The 17,887-nt window shown below is 67.0% G+C and carries 16 protein-coding genes; 9 read left to right on the top strand and 7 right to left on the bottom strand.

All coding sequences use genetic code 11. The features are described 5' to 3' along the window. The first annotated feature begins 99 nt into the window (after nucleotides 1–99). Nucleotides 100–468, top strand: a complete 369-nt coding sequence (locus tag OHA42_RS11420; RefSeq protein WP_406236717.1) for a DUF3817 domain-containing protein — start codon at nucleotides 100–102, stop codon at nucleotides 466–468. A 61-nt stretch (nucleotides 469–529) separates the two neighbouring features. Continuing rightward, nucleotides 530–1,378, top strand: a complete 849-nt coding sequence (locus tag OHA42_RS11425; protein WP_406239289.1) for a co-chaperone YbbN — start codon at nucleotides 530–532, stop codon at nucleotides 1,376–1,378. Between the two features lie 22 nt (nucleotides 1,379–1,400). Here the strand turns inward: OHA42_RS11425 and OHA42_RS11430 are convergent, their stop codons facing one another. The 5 genes from OHA42_RS11430 to OHA42_RS11450 form a co-directional block, all read right to left on the bottom strand. Beyond that, nucleotides 1,401–1,772, bottom strand: coding sequence for a VOC family protein (locus OHA42_RS11430; protein ID WP_406236718.1), 372 nt, complete (start codon nucleotides 1,770–1,772; stop codon nucleotides 1,401–1,403). Nucleotides 1,773–1,859: 87 nt separating this feature from the next. After that, the gene (gene glgB / locus OHA42_RS11435) at nucleotides 1,860–4,031 is read right to left on the bottom strand and encodes a 1,4-alpha-glucan branching protein GlgB (protein WP_406236719.1); all 2,172 of its coding nucleotides are present in this window, start codon (nucleotides 4,029–4,031) and stop codon (nucleotides 1,860–1,862) included. Then, nucleotides 4,028–6,031: an alpha-1,4-glucan--maltose-1-phosphate maltosyltransferase gene (locus tag OHA42_RS11440; protein WP_406236720.1), complete on the bottom strand. Its 2,004-nt coding sequence runs from the start codon at nucleotides 6,029–6,031 to the stop codon at nucleotides 4,028–4,030. The genes glgB and OHA42_RS11440 overlap by 4 nt, the downstream gene beginning before the upstream one ends. Before the next feature lie 38 nt (nucleotides 6,032–6,069). Continuing rightward, nucleotides 6,070–6,192, bottom strand: a complete 123-nt coding sequence (locus OHA42_RS11445; RefSeq protein ID WP_406236721.1) for a hypothetical protein — start codon at nucleotides 6,190–6,192, stop codon at nucleotides 6,070–6,072. Nucleotides 6,193–6,360: 168 nt separating this feature from the next. Beyond that, on the bottom strand, nucleotides 6,361–6,957 hold the full coding sequence (locus OHA42_RS11450) for a TetR/AcrR family transcriptional regulator (RefSeq protein ID WP_406236722.1): 597 nt from the start codon (nucleotides 6,955–6,957) through the stop codon (nucleotides 6,361–6,363). A gap of 78 nt (nucleotides 6,958–7,035) precedes the next feature. On the opposite strand from OHA42_RS11450, the gene OHA42_RS11455 reads away from it, so the two are divergent. The 5 genes from OHA42_RS11455 (at nucleotide 7,036) to OHA42_RS11475 (ending at nucleotide 12,939) form a co-directional block, all read left to right on the top strand. Further along, complete coding sequence (locus tag OHA42_RS11455) at nucleotides 7,036–7,476, top strand: VOC family protein (protein WP_406236723.1); 441 nt, start codon at nucleotides 7,036–7,038, stop codon at nucleotides 7,474–7,476. Between the two features lie 73 nt (nucleotides 7,477–7,549). Then, complete coding sequence (glgP, locus tag OHA42_RS11460) at nucleotides 7,550–10,153, top strand: alpha-glucan family phosphorylase (protein WP_406236724.1); 2,604 nt, start codon at nucleotides 7,550–7,552, stop codon at nucleotides 10,151–10,153. 206 nt (nucleotides 10,154–10,359) lie between these two features. After that, nucleotides 10,360–11,721, top strand: coding sequence for an NCS2 family permease (locus OHA42_RS11465; protein ID WP_406236725.1), 1,362 nt, complete (start codon nucleotides 10,360–10,362; stop codon nucleotides 11,719–11,721). 113 nt (nucleotides 11,722–11,834) lie between these two features. Then, nucleotides 11,835–12,374, top strand: a complete 540-nt coding sequence (locus OHA42_RS11470; RefSeq protein WP_406236726.1) for a DoxX family protein — start codon at nucleotides 11,835–11,837, stop codon at nucleotides 12,372–12,374. A gap of 169 nt (nucleotides 12,375–12,543) precedes the next feature. Further along, complete coding sequence (locus tag OHA42_RS11475) at nucleotides 12,544–12,939, top strand: RidA family protein (RefSeq protein ID WP_406236727.1); 396 nt, start codon at nucleotides 12,544–12,546, stop codon at nucleotides 12,937–12,939. 439 nt (nucleotides 12,940–13,378) lie between these two features. Here OHA42_RS11475 and OHA42_RS11480 read toward each other — a convergent pair whose 3' ends face one another. Both OHA42_RS11480 and OHA42_RS11485 read right to left on the bottom strand, forming a co-directional pair. Then, nucleotides 13,379–15,424, bottom strand: coding sequence for an ATP-dependent DNA helicase (locus OHA42_RS11480; RefSeq protein WP_406236728.1), 2,046 nt, complete (start codon nucleotides 15,422–15,424; stop codon nucleotides 13,379–13,381). Nucleotides 15,425–15,513: 89 nt separating this feature from the next. Beyond that, complete coding sequence (locus OHA42_RS11485; protein ID WP_406236729.1) at nucleotides 15,514–16,827, bottom strand: nicotinate phosphoribosyltransferase; 1,314 nt, start codon at nucleotides 16,825–16,827, stop codon at nucleotides 15,514–15,516. Nucleotides 16,828–16,948: 121 nt separating this feature from the next. On the opposite strand from OHA42_RS11485, the gene clpS reads away from it, so the two are divergent. Then, nucleotides 16,949–17,269 (top strand): ATP-dependent Clp protease adapter ClpS, encoded by a 321-nt coding sequence (gene clpS, locus OHA42_RS11490; protein ID WP_406236730.1) that lies wholly within the window; start codon nucleotides 16,949–16,951, stop codon nucleotides 17,267–17,269. Between the two features lie 23 nt (nucleotides 17,270–17,292). Continuing rightward, nucleotides 17,293–17,862, top strand: a complete 570-nt coding sequence (locus OHA42_RS11495) for a DUF2017 domain-containing protein (RefSeq protein ID WP_328409941.1) — start codon at nucleotides 17,293–17,295, stop codon at nucleotides 17,860–17,862. The last annotated feature ends 25 nt before the right edge of the window (nucleotides 17,863–17,887 follow it).

Genomic DNA, 17,887 nt, shown 5'->3' on the forward strand with positions numbered 1-17,887 from the left:
CGCCCGCGGCGCCGATGGCGATGGGCAGGTTGATCCGCACCGCCGTGGTGTGACGGGTTCAACTACGGACCGTCGTAGGAGTCCGGCACAATGGTGGCCATGGACAATTTCTTCGACCTGAGCACCGTGGCCAAGCGCTTCCGCTTCATCGCCGTGCTGGAGGCTATTTCCTGGGCCTTCCTGATTGTCGGCATGGTGTTCAAGCGTCTCCCCGAGCCGGTCCTGTGGCCGGTCAAGGTGTTCGGGATGACGCACGGCATCATCTTCGTGCTGTTCGTGATCGCGACGATCGTCGCGGCCCGTGAGCTGGGCTGGACCGTGAAGACCACGGTGCTTGCGCTGCTGTCGAGCATTCCGCCGTTCTGCACGATGCTTTTCGAGGTGTGGGCGGTGCGGACGGGTCAGCTGGGTGAGCTGAGCAACGCGCCGTCGGTCGACTCCGGGGCTCCCGCATCCGTCACGCCGTGACAAACTGGAAGCCGTGACTCGACCTGCTGCCCGCCGTCCTTCGCCCGCCGTCGCCGCCGCTATGTCCGGTGCGGTCGATCTGTCCAGCCTGAAGCAGCCCCCGGCCGGGGCGGCCGGTGCGCCCGGTGGCGACTATGCGGTGAACGAGACGGATTTCGAGACAAAGGTTTTGCGCCGCTCGATCGCGGTGCCGGTGGTTGTCGCGCTGTACTCGCAGCGCAGCCCCGGCAGCGTCGAGTTGGTCAAACTGCTCGAGCGACTTGTCGTCGAAAACGGCGGCAGCTGGGCTTTGGCCACTGTCGAGGCCGAGGCCAATATGCGGATCGCGCAGGCCTTCGGCGTGCAGGGCATTCCGACGGTGATCGCGGTAGCCGGTGGCCAGCCGCTCGCGGATTTCCAAGGCGCGCAGCCGGAATCGCAGGTCAGGCAGTGGCTGAACGCGGTCATCGAGGCGGTGGCGGGCAAGCTCGACGGCGAGACCGCCGAGCCGCAGCCCGCCGAGGATCCCCGTTTCGCCGCTGCCGAGGCGGCGCTGGAGCAGGGTGACATGGCAGCCGCGGAGGCCGCCTACGAGGCCATCATCGCCGCAGAGCCGAACAACGAAGAGGCCAAGGTCGCGCTGCGTCAGCTGCGTTTCCTCGGTCGTGCCCAGAACATTCCCGGATCGGCAATTGCGACCGCGGATTCCGATCCGGCCGATGTCGGTGCAGCGTTCGACGCCGCGGACCTCGAACTGTTCAACCAGCAGCCCGAGGCCGCGTTCGACCGGCTGATCGCGCTGATCAAGCGGACCGCCGGTGATGAGAGGACACAGGTCCGCACCCGCCTGCTGGAACTGTTCGAGCTCTTTGATCCGGCCGATCCGGCCGTCGTTGCGTCCCGCAGGAAGCTGGCCGCCGCGTTGTACTGAGCGCGCCCGCTGCCGGGTGCGCTCAGGCCAGCGCCTCGACCTTGCTCGCATCGAACTCGACGTACTCGACGATCGCACCGCCCGGGTGCCGCACTGTCAGATTGCGCCCGGTCGGGACGTCGTTGGGTCCGTCGAGTGTCTGCCCGCCCTCCCGCTCGACCACCGCGAGGACTTCCTCGAGGGTGTCGACGATCGTGGTGGCCTGCACATTGCGGAAGGGAGCGAGGCTCTCCGGGGTCCCGGCGACCAGGAGGAAGTCACCGATTCCGGCCAGCTCCACATCGCGATAGGCGAAGCGCAGACCCGGCTGCGCACCGGTCAGAGCGGTGAAGGTCGGCAGGGCGGTATCGAGATCGTCGACGTAGATGCGGGCGAAGATGTTGCGAACTGCCATGACGCGTTCCATTCATTTCGATAACTGACGAAGTATCGAAATGATCGTATAGGCAACGATTCCGCTCCGCTCGCCCGATGGCGTCGGCTAATCCGGCGCGAGCCAGACCGCGCTGTTGGGGGCCAGGGCGACGGTCGCCGACGCCGGCCTGCCGTGCCATGGCTCGTCGAGCGCGGTCACGGCGCCGAGGTTGCCGATGCCGGAGCCACCGTAGGCGATGGCGTCGGTGTTGAGGATTTCGCGCCAGCGGCCGGTGGCGGGCAGGCCGACGCGGTATTCGTCGTGCACCGAACCGGAGAAGTTGTAGACGCAGGCGACCATCGAGCCGTCGGAGCCGTAGCGCAGGAAGGCCAGGACATTGTTGGCGCGGTCGTCGGCCTCGATCCAGGAGTACCCACCGGGTGCGGTGTCCTGCGTCCAGAACGCGGGGTGCGCGCGATAGACCGCGTTGAGGTCGCGCACGGCGGCGGTGATGCCGAGGTGCAGCGGATTGTCCAGCTCGTGCCAGTCCAGGCCGCGATCGTGCGACCATTCACGAAACTGGCCGAAATCCTGCCCCATGAACAGCAATTGCTTACCGGGATGGGCCCACATATAGGCCAGCAGGGCGCGCACGCCCGCGGCCTTGGCGAAATCGTCGCCTGGCATCCTGGTCCACAGGGTGCCTTTGCCGTGCACGACTTCGTCGTGGCTGATCGGCAGCACGTAGTTCTCGCTCCATGCGTACACCAATGAGAAGGTGATCTCGTTGTGGTGCCAGGAGCGGTGGATCGGATCGCGGCCGAGGAACCCGAGGGTGTCGTGCATCCAGCCCATGTTCCACTTCATGGTGAAACCGAGGCCGCCGACGTCGGTGCCCCTGGTCACTCCGGGCCAACTCGTCGATTCTTCGGCAATGGTGACGACGCCGGGGTGGTACCGGTGCACGGTGTTGTTCAGGTCCTGGAGGAAATCGACGGCCTCCAGGTTCTCCCGGCCGCCGTACACATTCGGCTCCCAACCCCCTTCGGGGCGTGAGTAATCCAGGTACAGCATGGAGGCCACCGCGTCGACGCGCAGGCCGTCGATGTGGAACTCCTCGATCCAGTACCTGGCGTTGGCGACGAGGAAGTTGCGGACCTCGTTGCGGCCGAAGTCGAAAACGTAGGTGCCCCAGTCGAGCTGCTCGCCGCGGCGCGGGTCGGGATGTTCGTAGAGTGGGGTTCCGTCGAAGCGGGCCAGCGCCCATTCGTCGCGCGGGAAGTGCGCGGGTACCCAGTCCAACAGCACGCCGATCCCCGCGGCGTGCAGGCGATCCACGAAGGAGCGGAAGTCGTCGGGGGAGCCGAAGCGCGCTGTGGGCGCGTAGTAGGAGGTGACCTGGTATCCCCAGGAACCGCCGAACGGGTGCTCGGCGATCGGCAGCAGCTCGATGTGGGTGAATCCGGCCGCGCGCACGTAATCGGCCAGCTGGTCGGCCAATTCGCGGTACCCGAGACCGGGATGCCAGGATCCGAGATGGACTTCGTAGACGCTCATCGGCGCGCGTGTCGGATCGGTGCGTTCGCGAGCGGCGACCCAATCATGGTCGGACCACGCGTAATTGCTCTCGGTGACGACCGACGCGGTGGCAGGGGGGAGTTCCGTCGCGAACGCCAGCGGATCGGCGTGGTCCACCGTCCGGCCGTCCGCACCATGTACCCGGAACTTGTATTTGGCGCCGACGCCGACGCCGGGCACGAACACTTCCCAGACCCCGGATGAGCCGAGTGCGCGCATCGGTGCGGTGTTGCCGCTCCAGCTGTCGAAATCACCGATCACGGTGACGCCGCGGGCATTCGGAGCCCAGACCGCGAACGAGGTGCCGCTCACCTCGCCGTCGAGGGTGGTGTAGTGGCGCGGATGCGCGCCGAGCACATCCCACAGGTGTTCGTGGCGGCCTTCGCCGATGAGATGCAGATCGAGCTCGCCGACGGTGGGCAGGAAGCGGTACCCATCGGGGGTGATGATCTGCTGGCCGCCCGGATAGGTGGTCACGAGGCGATAGTCCATGACCTCGGGGTAGGGCAGCACTGCGGCGAATATCCCGTGCCCCAACGACTTCAGTGGATGGTCGGCACTACCGACGCGTGCCGACACCGTCTCTGCGTGCGGCCGCAGCGCCCGGATGACCGTGCCGTCGCGGTGTGGGTGCGCGCCGAGCACGGTGTGCGGATCGGTATGGGTTCCGGCCGCGAGCAGCATCAGGTCGCGGCGTTTCACCACCGTCGCATCGCTCATCGGAAGGTCCTGCGATAGGCGAGTTCGGCGCGAACCTGCTGCGGCACCGGCGGCAGCGCCAGAATGTGAGCGACCGAGTTGGCCGGATCCAGCCGCACGTAATTCGTTTGCGCCCAGTGGTATTCCTCGCCGCTGACCTCGTCGTAGACGACCGGATGGTCGTGCCATTCGTGCCCGATCGCGGGCAGGTCGAGCGAAATCATGCCCTGCTCGGCGCCGAAGGGGTTGAGGTTCACCACGATCAGCACGGCGTCGCCGCTGACCGGATCGATCTTCGAGTAGGCGATCAGCGCGTCGTTGTCGACGTGATGGAAATGCACGCAGCGCAACTGCTGGAGGGCGGGGTGCGCGCGACGGATCTCGTTCAGCCGAGTGATCCACGGCTCCAACGATTCTCCGCGCGCCAGCGCCTCGGCGAACGGGCGTGCGCGCAGTTCGTACTTCTCGGAATCCAGGTACTCCTCGCTGCCCGGTCGCACCGCCTGGTGCTCGAACAATTCGAATCCGGAGTAGATGCCCCAGGTAGGGGCCAAGGTCGCCGCGAGGACCGCGCGAATGGCGAACATGCCCGGCCCGCCGTGCTGGAGGCTCTCGTGCAGGATGTCGGGGGTGTTGGTGAACAGGTTCGGTCGGGCCTCGTCCGCTTTCGCAGCCAGCTCCTTGCCGAATTCGGCCAGCTCCCATTTGGCGATGCGCCACGTGAAGTAGGTGTAGGACTGGCTGAATCCGCGTCTCGCGAGGCCGTACAGCCGAGCCGGCCTGGTGAACGCCTCGGAGAGGAAGATCACCTCGGGGTCGGTGCGTCGCACCTGCGCGATCAACCATTCCCAGAAGTCGGCGGGCTTGGTGTGCGGGTTGTCGACACGGAAGATCTTGACGCCCGAGCCGATCCAGTGCCGCACCACACGCAGGATTTCCGCGTACAGCCCGTCGGGATCGTTGTCGAAGTTGACCGGATAGATGTCCTGGTACTTCTTCGGCGGATTCTCGGCGAAGGCGATGGTGTCGTCGGGCAGGGTGGTGAACCACTCCGGATGCGCCTGTACCCAGGGATGATCGGGTGCACACTGCAGGGCCAGATCGAGGGCCACCTCGAGGCCGAGTTCGGAAGCGGTGCTGACGAACTCGGTGAAATCGGCTTCGGTGCCGAGTGCCGGATGGATCGCGTCGTGCCCGCCGTCCTTCGACCCGATCGCCCACGGCGAGCCGACATCGTCCGGCTCGGCGGTGAGCGCGTTGTTGCGGCCCTTGCGGTTGATTTCGCCGATCGGATGGATCGGCGGCAGATAGATGACGTCGAAACCCATGCCCGCGATGCGCGGTAATTCCTTCGCCGCCGTGGCGAAGGTGCCGTGGATCGGGTTGCCCGCGGCGTCCCGGCCGCCGGTCGAGCGCGGGAAGAACTCGTACCACGAGCCGTACAGTGCGCGTTGACGTTCCACCTGCACGGTGTGCTGCGCGCCTCGGGTGACCATGTCCCGCAACGGCGTCGTGCGCAGGATCTCGGAGATCTCCGCGCCGAAGGCCGATGCGACCCGTGCGGGCAGCTGTTCGTTGCTGCGCAGCGCGGTCGCGGCCGCTCGGAGGCGCTCGAATTGTTTCTTCGGCACGGCTTGGGCCGCGCGCTCGAACAGTCGGGCGCCGAGCTCGAGATCGTTGGCCAGATCCACGGCGCTCTGCCCGACAGCCAGTTTTGCCTCGACCGCCGCGCGCCAGGTGGCGATCGGATCGCTCCAGCCCTCGATGCGATAGGTCCACGCGCCGGGCAGGTTCGGGACGAATGTCCCGTTGAACACGTCGGGCTCGAAATCCGGCGCCATCCGAATCCTGGTGATCCGTGACGTGCCGGGAGCGCGCACCGCCAGCGTGGCGGCAACCGCGTCGTGCCCCTCACGCCAGACCACGGTGCGCACCGGAAAGACCTCGCCGACCACGGCCTTGGCCGGTCGGCCGCCCGCGATGGACGGGGCAATGTCATCGATAGCGATGCGGCCGGTCACGGGACCAACCGTACCGTTACCTCGCGCCGAGACGTTGCTCAGCGCGCGTCGGCGGCGAGGCCGAGGCCGAGTGCGACCAGCGCCGCACCGAGCGCCCGCTCGATCCGCTGCCGGATCCCGGTTCTGCGCAGCCCGGCCCCGGCCCGGTCGGCGGCCACCACAACGCCGACGCACCATGCAGTGTCGATGGTGAGCCATGGATCATGGCCAGGACCAGCACGGTCGGCAGCACCGGTCCGTCGGCGGGCAGAAATTGCGAGAGGATCGTCAGTCCGAAGACGTACCCACGCGACTACTGACGGCCGGTCGGTCGACGGCCACGCGGGTGGTCACGGCTTTCCGGTGCGCATCGCTTCGAGCAGTCGACGCAATGCCGCAGTTGTGTCGGCCAGGGCGCTGGGGTCGTCGGTGCTCGCCAGCCACAGCGCCGCTTCGTTCATGGCACCGGACAGCAGGTGGGTGAGGGGTGCTATCGGCTGTGGTGTGAGTACGCCGTCGTCGATGAGCTGGGCCAGCGCTTGGGCGAGGTGCTGGGCGGAGGCGGCCTCGTCCATCGCGCGCCATTCGTGCCAGCCGAGTACGGCGGGGCCGTCGATCAGCATGATGCGTTGGATCTCCGGGGCGGTGCAGGTGGTCAGGAAGGTCTCGCAGCCGACCACCAGCTGGGTCCAGGGATCGGTGTGGGCGTCCGCGGCCGCCGCCACTCGGTCGCCGACCTCGTGCTGTAGCTGTTCGAGCACCGCGCGGAACAGTTCGGCCTTGCCTGCGAAGTTGTGGTACAGCGCACCCTTGGTCACTCCGGTAGCCGTCACTATCTCCGATAGGCCAACGGCGCCATAGCCTTTCGCCGCGAACAAGCGCCGGCTCTCGCGCAGCAGCGCGCTACGCGTCTCTTCGCGCTGTTGGGCACGCATGGTGCTCGGCATTGCTGTCCTCTCGTTGACATACCGACGGTATGTCGACTAGCTTAGCTCGCATACCAACGGTATGTGAAAGGCGAGAACATGGAACTGAGCAGCCTCTACCCCGTCATCGGCACCGATCGGCTCACCGAAACCCGCGACTTCTACACCAAGTGGCTCGGCTTCGAGATCACCTTCGAGGCCGACTGGTATCTCAGCCTGCGCCGGCCGGGCACGGTGAACTACGAGCTCGCGCTGCTCGACTACACCCACGAGACCGTGCCTGCGGCCTACCGCAAGCCGGTGCAGGGTCTGCTGCTGAACTTCGAGGTCGTCGACGTCGACGCCGAGTGGGAGCGGATGGTGGTACAGGGCGGCATCGAAGCCGAGCTGGAAATCCGCAACGAGGACTTCGGGCAGCGGCACTTCATCGTGGCCGATCCCAGCGGTGTGCTGATCGACATGATCACCGTGATCCCGCCGTCGCAGGAATACGCCGAGCAGTTCAGCGACGAGTACATTGCCGAGAAGTTCACCTCGTGATCACTGCGCCGGTGCGCAGTGACCCGGGTCGCCCTGACAGTCGAGCGCGCGATTGTTCGGTAGGGTTCGCCTGGTGAAGGCACTTCGTCGATTCACCGTCCGTGCCCATCTGCCCGACCGTCTGGCGGCCCTGGGCGAACTGTCCACGAACCTGCGCTGGTCGTGGCATTGGCCTACCCAGGACCTGTTCGCCGAGCTCGATCCCGAGCTGTGGCGCGAGGTCGGACACGATCCGGTGCGGATGCTGGGGGAGGTGCCCGCGGCACGGCTGGACGAGCTCGCTGCCGACGCGGACTACACCGGGCGGGTCGACGCCGCGGCCGCGGATCTGCGCGACTACCTGACGCGGCCCGGCTGGTTCCAGCGGCAGACCGACGCGCCCGCCGTGCGTGGCATCGCCTACTTCTCCATGGAATTCGGTGTCACCGAGGTGCTTCCGAACTATTCCGGCGGCCTCGGCATCCTCGCCGGTGATCACCTGAAAGCCGCATCCGATCTCGGCCTGCCGCTGATCGGCGTCGGATTGCTGTATCGGTCCGGCTACTTCCGGCAATCGCTGACCGGCGACGGCTGGCAGACCGAGCATTATCCGGCGCTGGATCCGCAGGGCCTGCCGCTGCGCCTGCTGACCACAGACGACGGTCGAGCGAAGTCGGGGCGGTCGGATTCGGCGCCGGTGCTCGTCCACGTGGCAATGCCCGATCAGCGAGTGCTGCGGGCACGGGTGTGGATCGCACAGGTCGGGCGGGTGCCGTTGCTGCTGCTGGATTCCGATATCGCCGAGAACGATCCGGAGCTGCGAGCGGTCACCGACCGGCTCTACGGCGGCGACCAGGACCACCGCATCAAGCAGGAGATTCTGGCAGGCATCGGCGGTGTGCGTGCGGTGCGCGCCTATACCGCCGCGACCGGGCTGCCGGATCCCGACGTATTCCACATGAACGAGGGGCACGCCGGTTTCCTCGGTGTCGAGCGGATCCGCGAGTTCGTCTCGGCGGGACTGGATTTCGATACCGCGCTGGCCGCGGTGCGGTCCGCAACGGTATTCACCACGCATACTCCGGTGCCCGCGGGCATCGACCGATTCCCGATGCCGCTCGTGCGCAGGTACTTCGGCGGTGGCCACGGTGAATCCGAGTCCGCCATGCTGCCGGGACTGTCTGTCGACCGGATCGTGGCCCTCGGACGGGAGGCCGATCCGTCGGTCTTCAATATGGCGCACATGGGCTTGCGGATGGCTCAGCGCGCCAATGGTGTCTCCCAGCTGCACGGTGCGGTCAGCCGCGCGATGTTCGCGCCGCTGTGGCCGGGCTTCGACGCGGCCGAGGTGCCGATCGGTTCGGTCACCAATGGTGTGCACGCCCCGACCTGGGCCGCACGCGAATGGTTCGACAAGGCCCGCGAATACATCGGCCCCGAGCTGGTCGAAGAGGCGCGCGGCTGGGAGAAGCTGCGCGACGTCGACCTCGGCGAACTGTGGTCGACCCGTAACGCCTTGCGCGCCACCCTTGTCGAGGAGGTGCGCCGCCGAGTGCGCGCATCCTGGTTGGAGCGCGGTGCCGCGTCGGCCGAATTGAGTTGGGTCGAGAGTGTTTTCGATCCGAACGTGCTGACCGTCGGTTTCGCCCGCCGGGTGCCGACCTACAAGCGGCTCACCCTGATGCTGCGCGACCCGGAGCGGTTGCGTGCGCTGCTGCTCGATCCCGAACGGCCGATGCAGCTGGTGGTCGCGGGTAAGAGTCATCCCGCCGACGACGGCGGCAAGGCGCTGATCCAGCAGGTGGTCCGCTTCGCCGACGATCCCGAGGTGCGCCACCGCATCGTCTTCCTGCCCGACTACGACATGTCGATGGCCCGCTACCTGTACTGGGGTTGCGATGTGTGGCTGAACAATCCGCTGCGGCCGCTGGAGGCGTGCGGCACCTCCGGCATGAAGTCCGCGCTCAACGGCGGACTCAACCTGTCCATTCGCGACGGCTGGTGGGACGAGATGTACGACGGCGAAAACGGTTGGGCCATTCCGACCGCCGACGGCGTCTCCGACGAGCACCGTCGCGACGATCTGGAGGCCGGCGCCCTCTATGACCTGTTCGAACGCACCGTCGCCCCGCGCTTCTACGATCGTGACCGCAACGACATGCCGGTGCGCTGGGTAGAGATGGTCAGGCACACATTGCAGACCCTCGGCCCGAAGGTATTGGCCTCACGCATGGTCCGTGACTATGCCGTCGAGTACTACGCTCCTGCCGCGGCGGCGGGCCTGCGGGCAAACGCCGACGAATTCGCCGCCGCTCGCGCGAGCGCCGACTATCGCCGCCGAGTGGAGGCCGCATGGCCCTCGGTCAAGGTGATTCAGGTCGACAGTGCGGGCCTGCCCGACACCCCGATCATCGGCGCGGAATTGTCCCTGGCCGCCCGCATCGACCTCGGTGGCCTCAGCACGTCCGACGTCACTGTTCAGGCCGTGCTCGGCCGGGTGTCGCCGACCGACGACCTGTCCGATGTCACCACGTTTCCGATGACCCACACCGGATCGGATTCCGGCGTCGAAATTTTCACCGTCGAAACTCCGGTGCCGCTGTCCGGCGCGGTCGGCTACACGGTGCGGGTGCTGCCCCACCATGAGCTGCTTGCCAGCGATGCCGAACTGGGGCTGGTCGCCGCGCCGAGCGCCTAGCGATTCCGGGCGCGTCGCGGCGCCGGAACGCCGGAGGTAACCCGAGGTCAGCGAGCTCGGGACGGGTGGTTGTTGGGGCTGCGGGACGGCAATGGTGACGTTGCTCACGAAGTGAGCGGTCGGGACATCGACCGAGTTCACTTGTCCAGTGAATTGTCGGCTACCGTGCCCTGGCACCCCCGTACCCATTTCCGACTGGAGAGCTCATGGTCACCGACGTTCTGACGCGCACCCGAGGACGCCTCGACGCGTACTTCGGCATCAGTTCGACCGGCTCGACCGTGAAGCGCGAACTGATGGCGGGCACGATCACGTTCCTGGCCATGTCCTATGTGCTCGCGGTGAACCCGTCGGTGCTCGGCGATGAGGGCGCGCTCGGTGACAAAGGCATTCCCATGCAGGCGGTATTCACCGCGACGGCCGTCGCCGCGGTGTTCGGCACGCTCGTCATGGGGATCTGGGCCAGATATCCGATCGCCCTCGCGCCCGGTATGGGGCTCAACGCGTTCTTCGCGTACTCGGTGGTGCTCGGGATGGGGATTCCGTGGCAGGTGGCGCTGTCGGGGACCTTCCTGTCCGGCGTGATCTTCTTCGTGCTCGCGATCACCAAGGTGCGCGAACGCATCCTCAATGCCATTCCGATGCAGATGAAACTGGCTGTCGGGGCCGGCATCGGCATGTTCGTGGCGTTCCTCGGCTTGAAGAACGCGGGCGTTGTGGTCAACAGCGAGGCCACGCTGGTCACCCTCGGTGATTTCACCAAGGGCACCACGCTGCTCGCGCTGTTCGGTCTCGTGGTGACCGTGGTGTTCCTCGTCATCGGCTGGCACGGCGCGGTGCTGTACGGCATCGTGCTCACAGCGCTGGTCGGCGTCATCAGCGGTCTGGTCGATCTGCCCGACGGTGTGGTGTCGATGCCGAAGGGGCTGGAGCACACCTTCGGTCAGGCGATCATCCATCTGCCCGACGCGTTCACCGGACAGCTGGCCGTCGTCATTCTCACGATGTTGTTCGTCGATTTCTTCGATTGCTCCGGCACCTTGATCGGCGTGGCCAACCAGGCCGGGCTGCTGGACAAGGACGGCAAGCTGCCCCGGGCGGCAAGCGCGCTGGCCGCGGACTCGGTGGGCACCATGGCAGGCGCGGTTATCGGGACCTCCACCACCACCGCCTACGTCGAATCGACGGCGGGTGTCTCGGCGGGCGGGCGGACCGGCATGACCGCCGTGACCACTGCGGGATGGTTCTTGATCGCCATGTTCTGCTACCCGATCTTCGCGGTCGTCGCGGGTTCGGCCTCGATCACCGCGCCCGCGCTGATCGTGGTCGGCGTGCTGATGGCACGGGCGCTCGGCGAGATCGACTGGAACCGGCTGGAGTACTCCATCCCGGCCTTCATCACTGTCATCATGATGCCGCTGACCTACTCGATCGCGAACGGGCTGGCGATGGGGATGCTGTTCTACCCGATCGTCATGGTTGCCAAGGGGCGCGTCAAAGAGGTGCACCCGGCGATGTGGGCACTGATGGTGATGTTCCTCGGATACTTCTTCTTTCTCGCGGAATAAGGCGGCGCTCTGGCCGGTTGGCCCCAATCGTGCGACAATCGGACCGCAGTCCACTTCGTCGCCGAGGCCAATGAAATGTCGTTTGGAATCGAATTGCAAGGATGAGGACCAGCATGACCACCAAGAGCACGCCCGAGCGCGCTACCAGCGCAAACGATCTCGATACCTTCTCCGCCGACATCGGCCTGCTGTTGCTGCGGGTCGTCTTCGGCGGGCTGCTTGCCGCACACGGCACCCAAAAGCTGTTCGGCTGGTTCAGCGGATACGGCTGGAGCAAGAACGCCGCCGCCTTCGACTCCATGGGCTACAACCCCGGCAAGCTTTTCGGCACGCTCGCCGGGCTCAGCGAGCTGACCGGTGGTCTGTTGCTGCTGCTGGGCCTGCTGACTCCGCTGGCAGCGGCCATCGTGCTCGGCACCATGATCAACGCCATCAACACCACCTGGAGTGGCGGCCTGATGACCGGCAAAGGCTACGAAACGGCCCTACTGTTCGCCGTCGTCGGCGCGACCATCGCGTTCACCGGGCCGGGCAAGTTCTCGCTGGACAGCGGCCGTCCGTGGCAGCGACAGGGCTTCGTCTGGGGCGCGGGCGCTGTGGTGCTGGCCGTGGCCGCGGCGGTGCTCACCCTGATCTTGAAGTGGACGCTCTGATCTCGACGCGTTCGGTTGCGGACGCTCAATGGAATTCGTAGATGGTGGCGCGGTGACCGAGGGGTCGCCGCGCCACCGTCGTCTGTGAGCGTCGTCATGTCACACTCGGGCAACTCGCATCGTCGTTGTAGTTGTTGCAGGGCAACAGGTGACGATGAAGGAGACGACGATGGCGATCGAGATCAGTAACCCGGCCGAGCTGCACGACCCCACCGGGTTCGGCTACAGCCACGTGGCACGAGTGACGGGCGAGCTGGTTCTGATCGCCGGGCAATATGATTCCGATGCCGACGGGCACACCACCAGCGACGACTTCGTCGCTCAGGTCGACCGTGCCTTCGCCAATCTCGGCACTGCGCTGCGTTCGGCGGGCTTGGATTACGCCGATGTGGCGCAGTTGCGGACGTTCATCGTCGACCACGATCTGGACAAGCTCGCCGTGCTGGGGAAGAAGATCGCCGAAATCTGGGGCGACAAGCCGCCGGTCCAGACGTTGGCCGGGGTTGCCGCGCTGGCGCTGCCCACGATGCTGTTCGAGGTGGACGCCGTCGCCGTGCGCGGCTGACACCGGGAGTTCGCCTCGTGCCGGTAAGGGGCGGTTCACAACGCGGCGGCGGCAGGGCCGGCCTCGTCGTGAACCGTCTGCGCGATCTCAGTGCAGTGTCGGGCTCGGCTTCGAGTGCAGGACTGGAACATTCGTCGCGGCATGGTGGAACTTGTCGCGCATTTCCCGGGGAGTGGTTTATATCCCCTTGTCGTGCAGCTCTTTTCGTAGACTCTCGATGAGATCGTGCTGGCGCATGCATTGGGACACGGTCTGATGTTGGGGTGCTGCGCAGCAGGGGATTTGGGTTCGGCCGTGCGCGAAGGTTGGTGTCCCCGCGCCGCGTGCAGGGCTTGGCGCGGGGACTGCCGATACGTCCGGTGTGGGAATTGGATTCCAGCGGAGTACCAAGGCCCAATTTACTTCTGTCTGGAAGTAATCGGCCGCTTTGTGAGTGGTATCACAGTGACGTAGCGGTGAGTCGTTCGAGTGCCTGGGTCACCACATTCGGGTCCGAGGTTTCCCAGTACGGCGGCAGCGAAGCACGCAGGTAGCCGCCGTAGCGCGCGGTGGCCAAGCGGGAATCGAGGATGGCGACCACGCCGCGGTCGTCGACGCTGCGCAGTAGTCTGCCGGTGCCCTGGGCGAGCAGTAGCGCCGCATGGTTGGCGGCGACGGTCATGAAGCCGTTGCCGCCGCGTGACTCCACCGCGCGCTGCCGTGCCGTCAGCAGCGGATCGTCGGGCCGGGGGAACGGAATCCGATCCAAGATCACCAGGCTCAGCGACGGGCCCGGCACGTCGACGCCCTGCCACAGCGACAGCGTGCCGAACAGTGAGGTCTCCGGATCGTCGGCGAACTTGCGCACCAGCGCGCCGGTCGAGTCGTCGCCTTGGCAGAGCACCGGTGTGTCGAGCCGCCCGCGCAGCGCCTCGGTGGCCGCTTTGGCGGCGCGCATGGAGGAGAACAAGCCGAGCGTGCGGCCGCCCGCGGCGCGGATCAGCCGCTCGATCTCATCGAGGTAGGCGGGCGCGAGTCCATCGCGACCGGGCGCGGGCAGATGCTTGGCGACATACAGGATGCCGGACTTGGCATGGTCGAACGGCGAGCCGACATCCAGTGAACTCCACCGGACCGTCTCCACATCCGACGGCGCGATGGCACCGTTCGCGGTGGCCGAATCCGTGCGGCTCCCCGACTGCGCGGGCAGGCCCCACGTGATCGCGAGGCCATCGAACGAACCGCCGATCTGCAATGTTGCCGAGGTCAAGACCACCGTCGCGGTGCCGAACAACCTGCTGCGCAGCAGGCCGCCCACCGAAAGCGGCGCCATCCGCAGCGTGCGCCGGACGACCCCGCGTATCTCGTCGGCAGCGAGCCAGATGACATCGCGCCTGCTCGCAGGATCGGGTTCGTCGAACGCCGTCAGCGCGCGTACCGCGCTGTCGTGCACCTCGTCGATCGCGGCGAGCGCTTGGGTGCGTGCGGCGGCGCTCTCCGGGTCACCCTGCGCAGACGTGCCGCCCTGTGGGGCCAGCGCGGTGCGCACGTTCCATGCCGCGTCGCGGACCAGGGCGAGCACCGGGGCGACACCATCGGGCAGCGCGTCCCACCGGGCGGCGGGCAGCTCGTCCAGGACGTTGTGCCAGGCCTCCGACGCGCCTTCGAGACGGTCGACCTCCTGTTCGTCGACGAGCTTGGCGCAGCGGCGTGCCGCCGCGCTGATGGCCGAGGGCGCCAGTTCCGCGGTGGCCACGCCGGTCACCCGGTCGACCAGCTCGTGCGCCTCATCGATGACGACGACATCGTGTTCCGGCAGCACCTGGATGCCGCTGATCGCGTCGATGGCGAGCAGGGCGTGATTGGTCACCACCACATCGGCCTGCGCCGACTCCGCCCGCGCCCGTTCGGCGAAGCAGTCCTGCCCGAACGGGCAGCGCGACTTGCCGAGGCATTCCCGCGACGACACGCTGACCTGCCGCCAGGCGCGATCGGTCACACCGGGTGCCAGCTCGTCGCGATCGCCGGTCTCGGTGTCGGAGGCCCACTCGTTGAGCCGCTGCACCTCCCGGCCGAGCCGGGAGATCGCGAACGCGTCGAACAGCTCTGCCTCGGCGGGCTCGTCCGGGATCACGCTATTGATCTTGTTCAAGCACAGATAGTTGTTGCGGCCCTTGAGGATCGCGAACTGGGCCGTGCGCCCGAGCGGCTTGCTCAGCGCCTCGGAAAGCCGGGGCAGGTCCCGGTCGACCAGCTGGCGCTGCAAGGCGATCGTCGCGGTCGACACCACGACCGTCCGCCCGGTCCGCACCGCGTGCCGCAGGCTCGGCACCAGGTATGCCAGCGACTTCCCGGTCCCGGTTCCCGCCTGCACGGCGAGATGCTCCTTGGTATCGATCGCGTGGTCCACCGCCGCGGCCATCGTCACCTGCCCGACCCGCTCTTTCCCACCGAGCGCCTGCACGGCAGTGGCCAAAAGGTCAGAGGTGGGCGGCAGTTCGGGCACGCGAGCAGCCTACTGGTTGGGACCGACAGGGATCATCGTCCATCGGGGTCGCCAAGCGCCGCGCTCGGGTGTCCGAGCCCCGCCGCCGATCAGCTCACGAATGTCGTCGGAATCGCCGGGTCGCCGTCGGACAGCTTCAGGCCCTCCCACGGCAGGCTGACCAGCCCGCGCGACACCAGTTTGCGGCTGTCGGCGAGTGTCGGCAGACCATCGACCACCTTCCCGCCGCGCACCAGCGGAACCAGCAGCTCGCGGGCCTCGAATCCGTTCGTGGCCGGTGTGGTGCCCGCGGCCGGGTAGATGATCTCCTCGACGATGGTGCCGGTGTGCCGCGCCAGCCGGACTGCTTTCTTGGTGCCGCCGCGCGACTGCTTGTGGCTGCTGCGCTTGGCCACCGGCAGGCCGTCCACCTCGACCAGCTTGTAGACCATGCCTGCCGTCGGCGCGCCGGAACCGGTGACCAGCGCGGTGCCGACGCCGTAGACGTCGACCGGCTCGGCCCGTAGCGCGGCGATGGCGTACTCGTCGAGATCGCCGGACACCACGATGCGGGTGTTGGTGGCGCCGAGGCCGTCGAGCTGATCGCGCACCTGTCTGGCCAGGACGCCGAGATCACCGGAATCGATGCGCACGCCACCCAACTCGGGGCCGGCGACCTCGATGGCGGTCGCGACGCCCGCCGTGATGTCGAAGGTGTCCACCAGCAGCGTCGTCCCGACACCGAGCGCGTCGATCTGACTGCGGAACGCGGCCGCCTCGTGTGCGCCGTCGGCAGCGCTGTGCAGCAGGGTGAACGCGTGCGCGCTGGTGCCCGCGCCCGGCACGCCGAAGCTGCGCACCGCCTCCAGATTCGAGGTGGCGTCGAAGCCCGCAAGATAGGCGGCTCGTGAGCTGGCGGGTGCGGCCAGCTCGTGGGCGCGCCGCGAGCCCATCTCGATCATCCGACGCCCGCCTGCGGCGCTCACCATGCGGGCGGCAGCCGAGGCGATGGCGCTGTCGTGGTTGAGGATCGAGAGCGCGAGCGTCTCCAGCAGGACGCATTCCGCGAAGCTGCCACGCACCGAAAGAATCGGTGAGCCAGGAAAATACAGATCGCCCTCGGCGTAGCCGTCGATATCGCCGGTGAATGTGTAATCGCGCAGCCACTCGATGGTCGCGGCGTCCGAGAAGCCCGCGATGGTCGCCAGTTCCGGTTCGCCGAATCGGAAGTGCGCCAGCGCCTCCAGCAGCCTGCCGGTGCCCGCGACGACACCGTAGCGCCTGCCGTGCGGCAACCGCCTGGCGAACACCTCGAAGGTGCAGCGCCGGTGTGCGGAACCGTCGGCGAGTGCGGCGGCGAGCATGGTCAGTTCGTACTGGTCGGTCAGCAGTGCGGTGCTGCCGACGCCGTCGCGGATGTCCACGCAGCCACTCTAGACATCGGTGGCGGGCATGATAGGCCGGTGTGGTCGGGACGTCTCCCGAACGTCGAAAAGATCGTGGACGGGTGTTGTGATTTCGGGGTCGAGTCGTACCCTGAGTGTTATGGGCTTGTGCGAAGCGAACGCGGCACTGTCGGCGGCACAGGCGACTCCGGAGGCGGTCGAGTACACCGAGATTCTGGAGGCCGAGGACCGTCCGTGGGTCACGGTCGTCTGGGACGACCCGGTCAACCTGATGCATTACGTCGCCTACATCTTCCAGAAGCTGTTCGGCTACACCAAGGCGAAGGCCACCGAACTGATGCTTCAGGTGCACAACGAGGGCAAGGCAGTGGTGTCCTCGGGCTCGCGGGACAAGATGGAACAGGACGTCAGAAGACTGCACGCCGCGGGACTCTGGGCGACCATGCAACGGGACGACTGACCAATACGACTACGCTGACGTCAGTGCGGAAGTGGAGCCGAAAGAACTCACTGAGCGGCCTCAAATTGCGCTCCGAGATGGACGCGCGTGAGGCGAGCGTGTTGCGTTCCCTGGTCGGCTCGGTCTCCGGGCTGCTGACCGAACGGGCCAATTCGGCCCCCGAAGACGATCTCGCCGCACTGACCGGGCTGCGTACCGGCAACTCGAGCCCGCCCGACGACCCTCGGCTGCACCGCCTGCTGCCGGACTTCCACCGCAGTGAACCCGGTTCTCCCGACGCCGATCGCGCCGATCTCAACAGCGCGCTGCGCGGCCTGCACGAGCCGGAGATCATCGACGCCAAGCTGGCCGCGGGCTCGGTGGTGCTGAACACGGTGCCCGCGGACGGCGGCCGAATCCTGCTGACCCCGGAACAGGCCGACGCGTGGTTGATCGCGCTCACCGATGTACGACTCGCCCTCGGCGCGGTGCTCGGCATCGATGCCGATACGCCCGATCATCTGGAAGCCGACGACCCGCGCGGGCCACATCTCGATGTGTACCACTGGCTGACCTGGATGCAGGATTCGCTGCTGCAGGCACTCGCTCCGTAACCCCGTCCGGCCGAGGGATATCACC

Source organism: Nocardia sp. NBC_01009, assembly GCF_045208035.1.
Taxonomy (GTDB): Bacteria; Actinomycetota; Actinomycetes; order Mycobacteriales; family Mycobacteriaceae; genus Nocardia.

Excerpts from the sequence above, each read along its gene's own strand:
- OHA42_RS11470 (WP_406236726.1), top strand. The coding sequence starts at position 11,835 with ATGACCACCAAGAGCACGCCCGAGCGCGCTACCAGCGCAAACGATCTC.
- OHA42_RS11420 (WP_406236717.1), top strand. The coding sequence starts at position 100 with ATGGACAATTTCTTCGACCTGAGCACCGTGGCCAAGCGCTTCCGCTTC.
- clpS (WP_406236730.1), top strand. The coding sequence starts at position 16,949 with ATGGGCTTGTGCGAAGCGAACGCGGCACTGTCGGCGGCACAGGCGACT.
- OHA42_RS11430 (WP_406236718.1), bottom strand. The coding sequence starts at position 1,772 with ATGGCAGTTCGCAACATCTTCGCCCGCATCTACGTCGACGATCTCGAT.
- OHA42_RS11475 (WP_406236727.1), top strand. The coding sequence starts at position 12,544 with ATGGCGATCGAGATCAGTAACCCGGCCGAGCTGCACGACCCCACCGGG.
- OHA42_RS11455 (WP_406236723.1), top strand. The coding sequence starts at position 7,036 with ATGGAACTGAGCAGCCTCTACCCCGTCATCGGCACCGATCGGCTCACC.
- OHA42_RS11425 (WP_406239289.1), top strand. The coding sequence starts at position 530 with ATGTCCGGTGCGGTCGATCTGTCCAGCCTGAAGCAGCCCCCGGCCGGG.
- OHA42_RS11465 (WP_406236725.1), top strand. The coding sequence starts at position 10,360 with ATGGTCACCGACGTTCTGACGCGCACCCGAGGACGCCTCGACGCGTAC.
- glgB (WP_406236719.1), bottom strand. The coding sequence starts at position 4,031 with ATGAGCGATGCGACGGTGGTGAAACGCCGCGACCTGATGCTGCTCGCG.
- OHA42_RS11450 (WP_406236722.1), bottom strand. The coding sequence starts at position 6,957 with ATGCCGAGCACCATGCGTGCCCAACAGCGCGAAGAGACGCGTAGCGCG.